Source organism: Bradyrhizobium sp. Arg237L, from assembly GCF_029990105.1.
In the GTDB taxonomy this organism is placed as follows: Bacteria; Pseudomonadota; Alphaproteobacteria; order Rhizobiales; family Xanthobacteraceae; genus Bradyrhizobium.
Map to the genome: position 1 here is coordinate 117,608 of NZ_JAQMIL010000002.1, position 12,635 is coordinate 130,242.

Below are 12,635 nucleotides of genomic sequence, written 5' to 3' on the forward strand. Positions count from 1 at the left end.
AACCGGTGGAAATCGGCATATTTCAGCGCGTTCCGCTGGGATCGGGCCATCGCTTACGGCATAAAGCGGGACAAGCAGAATTCTGGTGCCCGCATGACCCCTTCCCGCGACATTTCACGCCTTCTTGAGATCATGGCCGCGCTGCGCACGCCCGTGACGGGCTGCCCGTGGGATCTCGAGCAGAATTTTGCGACGATTGCTCCCTACACGATCGAGGAAGCCTATGAGGTGGTGGACGCCATCACCCGCGGCGACCTCGACGATCTCAGGGAAGAACTCGGCGATCTCCTGCTGCAGGTGGTGTTCCACGCCCGCATGGCAGAGGAGCAGAACGCCTTTGCGTTCGGCGATGTCGTGGAGGCGATCACCAGGAAGATGATCCGGCGGCACCCGCATGTGTTCGCCGACAAGGACGGCAATCTTGCTCCCTCCCACGTCAAGGAAGTCTGGGATCGCATCAAGGCTGAGGAGAAGGCTGAGCGTGCGGCTCGCCGGCCGCCGGAAGAGGTCGGGCACAAATCGTTGCTGTCCGGGATCAAGGCTGGCCAGCCTGCCCTGACGCGCGCGATGGAATTGCAGCGCAAGGCCTCGACCGTCGGCTTCGACTGGAATGATCCGCGCGCGGTGTTGAAGAAAATCCGCGAGGAGGCCGACGAGATCGAGGCAGCGCTCGACGGAGCCGATGCCGATGAACTGGCGGAAGAAACCGGCGACCTGCTGTTCGCGGTGGTCAATCTCGCGCGGCACGTCGGCGCCGATCCGGAAACCGCACTCCGCGGCACCAACGCCAAATTCGAGCGCCGCTTCGCCTATATCGAGCGCGCGCTTGAGGCGCGTGGACGCTCGCTTGGAGAAGCGTCGCTGGAGGAGATGGACGCGCTGTGGAACGAGGCGAAGGGCGTTCGTAGCCCGGATGGAGCGTAAGCGAAATCCGGGGTTCTTGCCTATGGCTCGATCGGTCCCGGATTGCGCTGCGCTCCATCCGGGCTACGGCGCTTCCGCTCACATCGCGTGCGGCACGGCGTCGAAGCGAGACACGACAATATCGCGCTTGGTTTCGTCGACGCGCACGGTCATATCAAAGCGGCCGTCGTGCAGCTTCTTGTCGAGCACCTCGGAATTGCGGTGCAGCCAGCTAATGCCGGCGCCGTCGGAGGCATCGATCGACAGATCCAGCGTCATGCGCCTTGCCGCCAGCCGATCCTCGATGGCGGCGAGGAGTTCGTCGATGCCCTCCCCGTTCCAGGCGGAGGCCAGGAAAGCCGGCCGCTCCGGCGGACGACGGGCGGCGATGTTGCGCAAATTCGCCCGCTCCTCAGGATCGAAGCGGTCGATCTTGTTCCAGACTTCGATGATGCGCTGGCCGCCGTCGGCATCGGGATCGATCCCGAGCTGACGCAGCACCGCCTCGACATCGCGCTCCTGAGCCTCGGCATCCTCATGCGAGATGTCGCGGACGTGGAGGATGAGGTCGGCTTCCAGCACCTCTTCCAGCGTGGCGCGGAATGCCGCGACGAGCTGCGTTGGCAGGTTGGAGATGAAGCCGACGGTGTCGGACAGCATCGCCTTGCCGCCATGCGGCAGATGCAGCGCGCGCAAGGTCGGATCGAGCGTCGCGAACAGCATGTCGGCGGCCTGGACGTCGGCACGGGTCAACCGGTTGAACAGCGTCGACTTGCCCGCATTGGTGTAGCCGACCAGCGCCACCACGCGGTACGGCACGCGCTGGCGGCCGGCGCGGTGCAATCGCCGCGTCGCCTGCACTTTCTTCAGCTCGCTTTCGAGCTTGATGATGCGCTCGCCGATCAGCCGCCGGTCGGCCTCAATCTGGGTTTCGCCGGGGCCGCCCATGAAACCGAAGCCGCCGCGCTGGCGCTCGAGATGGGTCCATGACCGCACCAGCCGGCTGCGCTGGTAATTGAGATGCGCGAGTTCGACCTGCAGTGCGCCTTCCCTGGTCTTGGCGCGGCGGCCGAAGATCTCCAGAATCAGGCCGGTGCGGTCGAGCACCTTGGTGTTCCAGGCCTTCTCCAGGTTGCGCTGCTGGATCGGCGACAGCGCGCAATCCATCACCACGAGTTCGATGTTGTGGCCGGCGACGAGGCCGGCGATCTCCTCGACCTTACCTTTGCCGAGATAGGTCGCCGGCCTGATCTGGCTGACCGGGGCAATCACGCTGTCGATCACCGCAAGATCGATGGCACGGGCAAGCCCGGCCGCTTCCTCAATCCGCCCCTCGAAGTCGCGGACAGAGGCCTCCGTTTGCGCCTCGGCGTCGCCGCGGCGCATGCGCGTATACGGGCCGATGACAATCACCCGCCCGCTATCAATTCCCTCCGCCGACCGTGGCCGGTCGGCGGCCCCTTCACGATTACGGGGCTCCAATCAGTTCACTCTCAACCCTGTGTATCCTCACCGCCTTCAAACAACTGGATCGGTGCGCCCGGCATGATGGTCGAGATCGCGTGCTTGTAGACAAGCTGCGAATGACCGTCGCGCCGGAGTAAAAGGCAGAAATTGTCAAACCAGGTGACAATGCCCTGCAGTTTCACGCCATTCACCAGAAAGATCGTCAGTGGCGTCTTGGTCTTACGAACATGATTTAGGAAGGTGTCTTGTAGATTTTGAGCGCGGTCTGCCGCCATTTTTGTTGTCCCGCCGTCTTGTGGTTCTTCTTATTGGAATGTTGGAACCGGTTGGAGCCCTCTGATGGAGCCTTTCCCCGGTCGCCGGCCTGTCCTGAGTTCCCCCTCTGACAGGCTGGCGGTAGGATTAGAGGGCAGGCCCGCCTATTAGGCAAGCCGGTTCACGCGCCACCCATGAACAAGAATCGGCAATTGCCGCAAAAGCATGGGGAAAAAAGCGATCATTCCCAGTCAATTGCATGGATCTGCGACCGGTTGGCTCAGCCGACCCCCAAGGCCTTGAGCTTGCGATGGAGCGCGGAGCGCTCCATCCCGACGAACTCCGCCGTGCGCGAGATATTGCCGGAAAACCGGCTGATCTGAGCAATCAGATAGTCGCGCTCGAATACCTCCCGCGCCTCGCGCAGCGGTAACCCCATGATGTGCTCGCCATTGCTGCTGGTCGGCATCGCCGGCACCATCGAGCCGACGTCCTGCGGCAACATGTCCGCGGTGATGATCGCCTCCGGGCCGCCGCCGGCCAGAATCATCACCCGCTCGACATTGTTGCGGAGCTGGCGGACGTTGCCGGGCCAGACATGGGACTGCAGCACCGCCATCGCGTCCTGTCCGATCTGCCGCTTCGGCAGACCGGTCGCCGCCGAGATCTGGTCCATGAAATAGTCGATCAGTTCGGGGATGTCCTCGCGCCGCTCCGATAGTGGCGGCACCCGGATCGGGACCACCGACAGGCGGTGGTAGAGATCCTCGCGGAAGTGGCCGGCCGCGATCTCCTCCTCCAGGTTGCGCGCGGTGGAGGAGATGATGCGCACGTCGACATGGACCTTTGCGGTGCCGCCCGAGCGCTGAAAGGTCTGGTCGACAAGCACCCGCAAGATCTTGTTCTGGGTTTCGCGCGGCATATCGGCGATCTCGTCGATGAACAGCGTGCCGCCATGGGCCTCTTCCAGGGCGCCCGGCTTGCGCGGCTGCTCGCCATTGGACGCCTCGACGCCGAACAGCTCGACCTCCATCCGCTCGGGCGTGATCGCGGCCGCGTTGATGACGACGAACGGTCCGTCGGCGCGGCTCGATGCCTGGTGCAGCGTACGCGCCACCAGTTCCTTGCCGGAGCCTGCCGGACCCACGATCAGGATGCGGCTGTTCGCCTTGGCGGCGCGCTCGATGGTCTGGCGTAGCTGGTTCATGCAGGCGGAGCGGCCGGTCAAAACGCTTGCAGTTGGAGCCTGTTGCTTGAGTTCCTTCACTTCGCGCTTGAGGCGCGAATTCTCCAGCGCCCGGTTGGCGACCAGGATCAGCCGGTCCGACTTGAACGGCTTTTCGATGAAGTCATAGGCGCCGCGCTTGATCGCAGCGACCGCGGTCTCGATGTTGCCGTGGCCGGAGATCATCACCACCGGCAGGTCGGCATTGTCCTTCTTGATCTGCTCCAGAAGCTGCAGCCCGTCGAGCTTCGAGCCCTGCAGCCAGATGTCGAGGAAGACCAGATGCGGGCGACGGTTGGCGATCTCCGCCAGCGCCGAATCGCTGTCGCGCGCGGTGCGCGAGGAAAAACCTTCGTCTTCGAGGATGCCCGCAACGAGGTCGCGAATGTCTGCTTCGTCGTCGACAATCAGAATGTCACTTGCCATGGGTTACACCTGCCTGTCAGTCGCCTGTCGCTGCTTGGATTTTCGCTTGGATATTGGTCGTCGATGCCGGGTCGCTGGTCGCGGATGCCGGCGGATTTTTTTCTTCGTCCGGCGCGCTTGACTGCTGCGACTCAGGGCCGGCCGCCTGAGGCGGCTCGTTCGCCCCCGCCTTCGGCGGCTGCCCGGAGACGGCGAACCGAAGCCGCATCCAGGCACCGCGCTGCCCGGGACGGAAATCGGAGGCGTCCTTGAGCTCGATGCGGCCGCCATGGTCTTCGAGCACGCGACCAACGATGGCGAGCCCAAGCCCGGTGCCCTTCTGGCGCGTCGTGACATAGGGCTCCAATAGGCGCGCGCGCGCGACCTTCGGCAGGCCGATGCCGTTGTCGATCACGTCGATGATGATCTCCTCGCCCTCGCGCTGCGCGATGACGTCGATCCGCCCCTTGCCCAGCTCTTCCGGCGGCACCTGCTCGATCGCTTCGGTCGCATTCTTGATGATGTTGGTCAGCGCCTGCGAGATCAGCCGGCGATCGAACTGCGCCCGCATCGGGTCCTGCTTGATGTCGGCCTCGATTTCGAGCTCGGGGTGCGCGACCTTCATCAGGAACACCGCCTGCCGCACGGTGTCAGCGACGTCCTCGCCCTCCATCACGGGCTTGGGCATGCGGGCAAAGCGCGAGAATTCGTCGACCATGCGCCTGATGTCGTCGACCTGGCGCACGATGGTGTCGGTGCATTGTTCGAAGATCGACTTGTCCTTCTCCTCGGTGATGGTCTTGCCGAATTTGCGGCGGATGCGTTCGGCCGAAAGCTGGATCGGCGTCAGCGGATTCTTGATCTCATGCGCGATACGGCGCGCGACGTCGCCCCAGGCCGAGGTGCGCTGCGCCGAGACCAGCTCGGTGATGTCGTCGAGCGTGATGATGTAATTGTCCCAGGAGTGGCTGGTCTTTTCGGCGGAGATGCGGACCGACAAATTGCGCTCGTGGCCGTCGCGCGTGATAGTGATCTGGCCCTGGACCAGGCGCTGGGTGCCTTCCCGCGCCGTCTTCATCATCTCGTCGAGCTCGGGAAGCACGTCCGAGAGCGGATGGCCCAAGGTCTCCGACTCGGCGTGGCCGATCAGCTTCTCCGCCGAGCGGTTGAGGGTGCCGACGCTGCCGGACGGATCGACGCCGATGATGCCGGCGCTGGCCGATGACAGCACTGCCTCGATGAAGCGGCGGCGGCTGTCGATCAGTTCGCTGGCATTGACGAGTTCGTCGCGCTGGGTCCGCAACTCCTGCGTCATCTTGTTGAAAACCTCGCCGAGCTGAGCGAGGTCGCCCTCCGATTTGCGCACGGGGACCTGCACATTGAGATTGCCCGTTGAGACGTCGCCCGCCGCGGCCATCAGTCGGCGGATCGGCGCGACCAGCCGGTTGGCGAAGTTGAGACCGGTCAGCACCGACGCCATCAGGATGGTCAGTGCGATGACCGCGAACATCAGCGCGAACGCCACCTGGATGCCGAGCCGACGCGCCTCAAGCTGAGCATATTCGGCAGCGCTGGTCTGGGTCTGCTTGAGCTGGGCAACGATGGTCGGATCAAGCAGACGCGCCACGTACAGGAATGTGTCGTCATAAGCCCGCAGGCGGACCACGGAGGCGACATAGCTTTCGGGGAAAACCGAGATTTCCGGCTCTGTCTCGTTGACGTTCTTGAGAATTTCGAGCGGTGGTAGTGCGTAGTTCAGACGACTACCGGTGTCCGCGCTGTTGAGAACGTTGCCGTCCTTGTCCAATAGCAGCGCAACCGGCAGATTGCGCGCCGCCGCGCCCGCCGTCAGGAGCTGCATGAACGTCATGCGGTCCTGGTCATACAGTGGCCTTGCATGGGCGAGGTCATTCGCCATCCCCAAGACGTCGCCGCGGATGAGCTGCGCATGCTCCTGCATGTAGGCGCCGGCGATCGTCAGCGAATTCTGGATCACCTCTTTCGTGGGGCCCGAGAAGAGCCGGTCGAGGCCGCGCTCGATGGTGACATTGGCAACGATCGAGACCAGGACCGCGGGCAGCACAGCGACCACGGAGAACAGGCCGACGATCTGCACATGCAGCCGCGCCGCCGCTCGGCCGCGCCGCCTCGCCTGCACCATCTGCCAGACCTCGCGGACAATGATGCCGACCAAGAGCAGGATGGTCGTGGCGTTGATTAGCAGGAAGGAACGGACCACCTCGGGCGTCGGCTCGATCGGGGTCAGCCCCGTCAGCACCACGAACGTAAGGAACGCCGACAAGAGCGCAATCGCCACCGCAAAGGGCGCCAGCCACTTCGCAAGCGGCACCCCCCTTTTCTCGGTACGTGAAGGTTCGTACGGCTGGGCCGTGGTCTCTGGGCTGGTCATTCCGGCAAGGATGAACTGAAGGCCTCAACGTCCGCTGATCGAGCGGACTGATGCAATCATATCACAATGTTGCCGAATTGCGACATTTCCGCGGCGCCTGCTCAGGAATGAACAGGGTTCCACAGCCCTCTCGGAGGTCCCCTCGTTCGGGGCGGCGAGCTACCGAATTCGAAACCTCGAGATTCTCCGACGTGCAATCGCACATCGGAGTTGACGCAACGCGCGCCCCGGAATGACGGATCGGGGTTAGCCCCCGCTCCGGTAGACCTGAATATCGAGGTCCCTGATCTTCTTGCGCAGCGTGTTGCGGTTGAGGCCGAGCAAGTCGGCGGCGCGGATCTGGTTGCCGCGGGTGGCCGCGAGCGCAGCCGTCAGGAGCGGCACCTCGATCTCCTTGAGGATGCGGTGGTAGAGGCCCGGGGGCGGTACGCCATTCGGGAAGCCGGAGAAGTGCGAGGACAAATAGGCCTCGACCGCGCCACCGAGATTGTCCACCCCGTGCTGGGTGTTGCCGCCGGAGTTGACGGCCGGCGGAGCCAGTTCGCCGTCGATGACGGACGCGGTGATCACATCCTGCGGATAAAGTGCCGCCAGCCGGCGTGCGAGGTTTTCCAGTTCGCGGACGTTGCCGGGCCAGCGGTGCTGCTTCAGCCGCTCCAGCGCCTGGGCGTCGAGCTTCTTTGGCGGCAGGCCGTCCTTCTCAGCGAGCGCAAAGAAGTGCCTGATCAGGTCGGGCAGATCCTCGATCCGCTCGCGCAAGGGCGGCAGCCGCAGCGGCACCACGTTCAAGCGGAAGAACAGGTCTTCGCGGAACAGGCCCTGCTGGATCAGGATCCGCAAATCCTTGTTGCTGGCGGCGACGATGCGCACGTCGGTCTTGATCGGGGTACGTCCGCCGACGGTGGTGTATTCCCCCTGCTGCAGCACGCGCAGCAGCCGGGTCTGCGCCTCCATCGGCATGTCGCCGATCTCGTCGAGGAACAGCGTGCCGCCTTCCGCCTGCTCGAACCGGCCCGAGGCGCGGGTATTGGCGCCGGTGAACGCGCCGCGTTCATGGCCGAACAATTCCGACTCGATCAGGTCGCGCGGGATCGCCGCCATGTTGACGGCGACGAAGGGGCCGTTCCGCCGCTTGCCGTAGTCGTGCAGCGCACGGGCGACCAGTTCCTTGCCGGTGCCGGATTCGCCCGAGATCATCACGGTAAGGTCGGTCTGCATCAGCCGCGCCAGCACGCGGTAGATTTCCTGCATCGCCGGCGAGCGGCCGACCAACGGAATCGAGTCGAACTCGGAGTCGTCGGCGGCGCTCGCCACCCTCTCCTTCGGCTCGGCGAGCGCCCGGCCGACGATGGTGATCAGCTCCTTCAGGTCGAACGGCTTCGGCAGATATTCGTAGGCGCCGCGCTCGGAGGCCCTGATCGCCGTCATGAAGGTGTTTTGCGCGCTCATGACGATGACGGGCAGGTTCGGCCGCATCTTCTTGATCCGCGGCAACAGGTCGAACGCGTTCTCGTCGGGCATCACCACGTCGGTGATGACGAGATCGCCCTCGCCCTGGCTCACCCAGCGCCACAGCGTCGCCGCGTTGCCGGTCAACCGCACCTCGTACCCGGCGCGTGACAGGGCCTGGTTGAGAACCGTGCGGATGGCGGTATCGTCATCAGCAACGAGAATGCTACCTGCGGGCATTGTCTTTCCTCATCTTGCGTCCTGTGAGGCATGCGATGGCGTACCCGGAACGTCCTCGCGGCTGCTTTGGTCGATTTGTTTGGCGGGGTTGTACATCGGCATCAGCACGCGGAAGGTGGTCTTCCGCGGCTGGGATTCGCATTCGATGATGCCGCCGTGATCGCCGACGATTTTGGCCACGAGCGCAAGCCCGAGGCCACTGCCGGTCTGTTTTGTGGTGACGAAGGGATCGAACAGATTGGGCAACAGGTCTTCCGGTACGCCGGAGCCGTTGTCCTTGACGCAGAATTCCAGCGGCAGCGACACCCGCGATTTCTTGCCGGGTACCGACAGCCGGACGCCCGGACGGAACGCGGTGGTGAGCTGGATTTCCGCATCGGTGCCGAGATCGGCCACCGCCTCGGCGGCGTTCTTCACCAGATTGAGGAACACCTGGATGAGCTGATCCTGGTTGGCGAGAACCGGCGGCAGCGACGGGTCGTAATCCTCGATGAAGCGGACGTTACGCGCGAAGCCGGACTGCGCCAGCCGTTTGACGTGGTCGAGCACTGAATGGATGTTGACCGGGCCGCGGGCGACCGGCCGATCGTCGCCGAACACTTCCATGCGGTCGACCAGGGTGACGATGCGGTCGGCCTCGTCGCAGATCAGCCGGGTCAGCATGCGGTCATCCGAGGAGGCCTGCTGCTCCAAGAGTTGCGCCGCGCCGCGGATGCCCGACAGCGGGTTCTTGATCTCATGTGCCAGCATCGCCGCCAGCGCGATCACCGAGCGCGCGGCGCTGCGATGGGTAAGCTGCCGGTCCATCTTGTCGGCGATGGTGCGCTCCTGCAGCATCACGACGATATGCCCCGGCCGCTCCGTGACTGGCGCCACATGCAAATCGACCTGGCGGTCGCCGCCGATCCGCGGCGTGCCGAGGTCGACCTTGTATTCGTTGACCGGCGACCCCGAGGTGCGCACCTGGTCGATCAGCGCGAGCAGCGGGCTGCCGAATGGCACCAGTTCCTTCAGCGACTGCCGCTGCAGGAACTGCGTGGAGATTTCGAAAAACGATTCGGCGGCGATGTTGGCGTCGGCGATACGGCCATCCGGCGCCACCAGCAGCACCGGGTTCGGCAGCGCGTTGAGAATGGCCTCGCTGTCGGAGGGCATGCGCCGGCGAGTCTCTGCGGCTGATGTCATGCAGCAGCACTCCATGCAAAATCGTCGTAAGCATCCTGAAGCGATTGATGCACACTCGAGGGTTCGTCCGAGGTCAGGATGCTTTGCCGCCAGCCCTTCAGCGTCGCTGCCGGAGCGCGGCTGCAGTGGGCGGCGATCTCCAGCGCCCAACCGAGATGTTTTCGCGCGTGCTTGAGCCCGACACGGACACCGTAATGGCTCAGGACGGCATCATAGAGCTCACGGATATGGCTGAGCTGCTCGGCGAGCGGCGGCGCCTGCTCGGCAATGCCGGTCTCGAGCCGGCGCGCGATCTGCCCGGGCAGCCAGGGCTGACCCTGCGCGCCGCGTCCGATCATGACCGCGTCTGCGCCGGACTCATCGAGCGCGGTCACCACCCTCTCGAAGGAGGTGATGTCGCCATTGACGACGAGCGGGATCGAGACGGCGTCCCTGACTTCACGCACAGCGGCCCAATCCGCCTCGCCCTTGTAGAACTGGCAGCGCGTGCGGCCGTGCACCGTCACCATCTGCACGCCGGCGGCTTGCGCACGCCGTGCCAGTTCCGGCGCATTGCGCGTGCGGTCATCCCAGCCGAGCCGCATCTTCAGTGTCACCGGCACCTTGACCGCGGCGATCGTCGCCTCGATCAGGCTTGTCGCGTGATCGAGGTCGCGCATCAAAGCGGAGCCGGACTGGCCGCCGGTCACGTGGCGCGCCGGGCAGCCCATGTTGATATCGATGATGTCGGCGCCGGCGGCCTCCGCGATCCTCGCGCCCTCGGCCATCCAGCGGGCCTCGCACCCGGCGAGTTGAACCACATGCGGCCCGATCCCGGCCGCCTCGCAGCGCAAAAGCGAGATCGGTCTGCCCTGCGCAAGATCGTCGCTTGCGGTCATCTCCGAGACGACAAGCCCCGCGCCGAGACTCGCCGCGAGACGCCGAAACGGGGCATCAGTCACGCCGGACATGGGGGCGAGAAGCACCGGGTTGGCGACGGTAATGTCACCTATTTTCAAAGAGTTACGACGTGTTCTTGCGAGTCCGGTCACAAGCTTCTCGTGTTACTGGCGGCAGCCTTATCGCGCCGCCGCCCTATATTTTGAGCACAATTCTTGTGCAGTCAAGCGTTATGCCTACGGTTTAGACATTTCTATCATTTGCGCAAGTGCACCGCAACAAGAACTGCTTTTCCCACAGGGTATGGGAATAGCTCTGTCATTGGGCATCCAGCATGGTAAGGGCTGTGCGCTGGCGGAAAGCCCGGCGCCCTCACCTTAACCAACTCGTATACAGTTTCGTCCAATGCCCAGACCTGAGCGCACCGCCGCCATCCTTGTTGCAGCCGGCCGCGGGCTTCGCGCCGGCGCGGGCGGGCCGAAGCAGTACCGGATGATCGGCGGACAGACGGTGATCTTCCGGGCGATGGAGCCGTTCAGCCGACATCCCGATGTTTTCGCCGTGCAGCCCGTCGTCAATCCCGATGATGCCGCCCTCTTCAACGAAGCAGTCGTGGGCCTTCGCCATCGGCCGCCGACAAACGGTGGCGCGACAAGGCAAGCGTCCGTGCGTGCGGGACTGGAGGCACTTGCGAGCGAGAAGCCCGACATCGTACTGATCCACGACGCCGCGCGGCCCTTCGTGACGCAGGCGCTGATCTCGCGCGCGATCGACGCGGCCGGCCGTACCGGTGCCGCTGTTCCCGCGGTCCCGGTCACCGATACTATCAAGCTGACCGGTACGAACGGCGATGTCGAAGCGACGCCCGATCGCGCGCGGCTGCGAATCGCGCAGACGCCACAGGTCTTTCGGTTCGACGTGATCCTGGATGCGCATCGCCGCGCCGCGCGCGAGGGCTTGAGCGATTTCACCGACGATGCCGCGATTGCCGAATGGGCGGGATTGACGGTGGCGACCTTTGAAGGCGATCCTGCGAACATGAAACTCACCACACCTGAAGACTTCGTCCGCGAGGAGGCCCGCCTCGCCAGCCTGCTCGGCGACATCAGGACCGGCACCGGCTACGACGTACATGCGTTCGGGGAAGGTGATCACGTGATGATCTGCGGCGTGCGCGTGCCGCACACGAAGGGCTTTCTCGCCCATTCCGACGGCGATGTCGGCCTGCATGCGCTGGTCGACGCCATTCTCGGCGCGCTCGCGGACGGCGACATCGGCTCGCATTTTCCGCCGAGCGATCCGCAGTGGAAGGGCGCCTCTTCCGACCGATTCCTGAAATATGCCGTCGATCGCATCACCGCGCGCGGCGGCCGCATCGCCAATCTCGAGGTGACGCTGATCTGCGAACGGCCGAAGATCGGCCCCCTGCGCGACACCATGCGGGCGAAGATCGCCGAGATCTCGGGCGTGAACATCTCGCGCATCGCGGTGAAGGCGACGACCAGCGAGAAACTGGGCTTCACCGGCCGTGAGGAAGGCATCGCAGCCACTGCGAGCGCCACCATTCGCCTCCCCTGGAGCGAGTAACCATGAGCGGCAGCGACGCGCGCGCCCTCTCCCGCTCGCTGCTCGATCTGTGCCGGATGCGGAAATTGACCATCGCGACGGCGGAGTCCTGCACCGGCGGGCTGGTCGCGGGCGCGCTCACCGATATCCCCGGCTCCTCCGACGTCATCGATCGCGGCTTCGTCACCTATTCCAACGAGGCCAAGCGCGCCATGCTCGGCGTCAACGCGCTGACGCTTTCGACCTTCGGCGCGGTCAGCAAGGAGACCGCGACCGCCATGGCGGTCGGTGCCCTGGAGCGTGCCGGCGTCGATCTTGCGGTCGCCATCACCGGCATCGCCGGTCCCGGCGGCGCCACCCCGGGCAAGCCAGTCGGTCTGGTGCATTTCGCGGTCGCCGCCCGCGATGGCCGGATCATGCATCGTGAGCACCGCTTCGGCGCGATCGGGCGCACCGCAGTACGGCAACGCTCCGTGGTGGAAGCCCTGCGCATGCTGATGGAAGTGGCGCGCGGCCCCCAGGCCGCGGCCAAGCCGCGCCGCGAAGCATCTAGCCGCCTGCGTCCCCGCGTCGCGCGCTCCCCGCGCCGCAGCGCCGTCAAGCGCCGCCGTCCGCCACGGGCCTAAGCGCTTTCGCTCCGTCATTGCGAGC

The 12,635-nt window shown here is 64.9% G+C and carries 10 protein-coding genes; 3 read left to right on the forward strand and 7 right to left on the reverse strand.

Going from position 1 to position 12,635, the window contains the following annotated elements; translation table 11 throughout:
• Positions 1-93 precede the first annotated feature (93 nt).
• On the forward strand, positions 94-924 hold the full coding sequence (mazG, locus tag OZ411_RS01745; protein ID WP_282526548.1) for a nucleoside triphosphate pyrophosphohydrolase: 831 nt from the start codon (positions 94-96) through the stop codon (positions 922-924).
• A gap of 78 nt (positions 925-1,002) precedes the next feature.
• Here mazG and hflX read toward each other — a convergent pair whose 3' ends face one another.
• From hflX to dusB, 7 genes are all read right to left on the reverse strand, one after another.
• Positions 1,003-2,385 (reverse strand): GTPase HflX, encoded by a 1,383-nt coding sequence (hflX, locus tag OZ411_RS01750; protein ID WP_282526549.1) that lies wholly within the window; start codon positions 2,383-2,385, stop codon positions 1,003-1,005.
• A gap of 11 nt (positions 2,386-2,396) precedes the next feature.
• The gene (gene hfq / locus OZ411_RS01755; protein WP_027578348.1) at positions 2,397-2,645 is read right to left on the reverse strand and encodes an RNA chaperone Hfq; all 249 of its coding nucleotides are present in this window, start codon (positions 2,643-2,645) and stop codon (positions 2,397-2,399) included.
• A gap of 260 nt (positions 2,646-2,905) precedes the next feature.
• The gene (locus tag OZ411_RS01760; RefSeq protein WP_130223414.1) at positions 2,906-4,276 is read right to left on the reverse strand and encodes a sigma-54 dependent transcriptional regulator; all 1,371 of its coding nucleotides are present in this window, start codon (positions 4,274-4,276) and stop codon (positions 2,906-2,908) included.
• Between the two features lie 16 nt (positions 4,277-4,292).
• A complete protein-coding gene (locus OZ411_RS01765) occupies positions 4,293-6,665 on the reverse strand; it encodes a PAS domain-containing sensor histidine kinase (protein ID WP_130578438.1) in 2,373 nt (790 codons plus the stop codon).
• Between the two features lie 246 nt (positions 6,666-6,911).
• Positions 6,912-8,354, reverse strand: a complete 1,443-nt coding sequence (gene ntrC / locus OZ411_RS01770; RefSeq protein ID WP_130578437.1) for a nitrogen regulation protein NR(I) — start codon at positions 8,352-8,354, stop codon at positions 6,912-6,914.
• Between the two features lie 9 nt (positions 8,355-8,363).
• Positions 8,364-9,539 carry a nitrogen regulation protein NR(II) gene (locus OZ411_RS01775; protein WP_130223420.1) on the reverse strand — a complete coding sequence of 392 codons (1,176 nt, stop codon included), beginning with the start codon at positions 9,537-9,539 and terminating at the stop codon, positions 8,364-8,366.
• Positions 9,536-10,537: a tRNA dihydrouridine synthase DusB gene (gene dusB, locus OZ411_RS01780; protein ID WP_130578462.1), complete on the reverse strand. Its 1,002-nt coding sequence runs from the start codon at positions 10,535-10,537 to the stop codon at positions 9,536-9,538. Before dusB ends, OZ411_RS01775 begins: the two co-directional genes overlap by 4 nt.
• A 286-nt stretch (positions 10,538-10,823) precedes the next feature.
• Between dusB and OZ411_RS01785 the strand changes: the two genes are divergently transcribed.
• Together OZ411_RS01785 and OZ411_RS01790 are read left to right on the forward strand one after the other, a co-directional pair.
• Complete coding sequence (locus tag OZ411_RS01785) at positions 10,824-12,005, forward strand: bifunctional 2-C-methyl-D-erythritol 4-phosphate cytidylyltransferase/2-C-methyl-D-erythritol 2,4-cyclodiphosphate synthase (protein ID WP_130578436.1); 1,182 nt, start codon at positions 10,824-10,826, stop codon at positions 12,003-12,005.
• Positions 12,006-12,007: 2 nt separating this feature from the next.
• Complete coding sequence (locus tag OZ411_RS01790; protein WP_282526550.1) at positions 12,008-12,610, forward strand: CinA family protein; 603 nt, start codon at positions 12,008-12,010, stop codon at positions 12,608-12,610.
• Positions 12,611-12,635: the final 25 nt, after the last annotated feature.

Coding starts and splice junctions, on each gene's coding strand:
- ntrC (WP_130578437.1), bottom strand. CDS start 8,354: ATGCCCGCAGGTAGCATTCTCGTTGCTGATGACGATACCGCCATCCGC.
- OZ411_RS01785 (WP_130578436.1), top strand. CDS start 10,824: ATGCCCAGACCTGAGCGCACCGCCGCCATCCTTGTTGCAGCCGGCCGC.
- OZ411_RS01765 (WP_130578438.1), bottom strand. CDS start 6,665: ATGACCAGCCCAGAGACCACGGCCCAGCCGTACGAACCTTCACGTACC.
- OZ411_RS01760 (WP_130223414.1), bottom strand. CDS start 4,276: ATGGCAAGTGACATTCTGATTGTCGACGACGAAGCAGACATTCGCGAC.
- mazG (WP_282526548.1), top strand. CDS start 94: ATGACCCCTTCCCGCGACATTTCACGCCTTCTTGAGATCATGGCCGCG.
- OZ411_RS01775 (WP_130223420.1), bottom strand. CDS start 9,539: ATGACATCAGCCGCAGAGACTCGCCGGCGCATGCCCTCCGACAGCGAG.
- hfq (WP_027578348.1), bottom strand. CDS start 2,645: ATGGCGGCAGACCGCGCTCAAAATCTACAAGACACCTTCCTAAATCAT.
- OZ411_RS01790 (WP_282526550.1), top strand. CDS start 12,008: ATGAGCGGCAGCGACGCGCGCGCCCTCTCCCGCTCGCTGCTCGATCTG.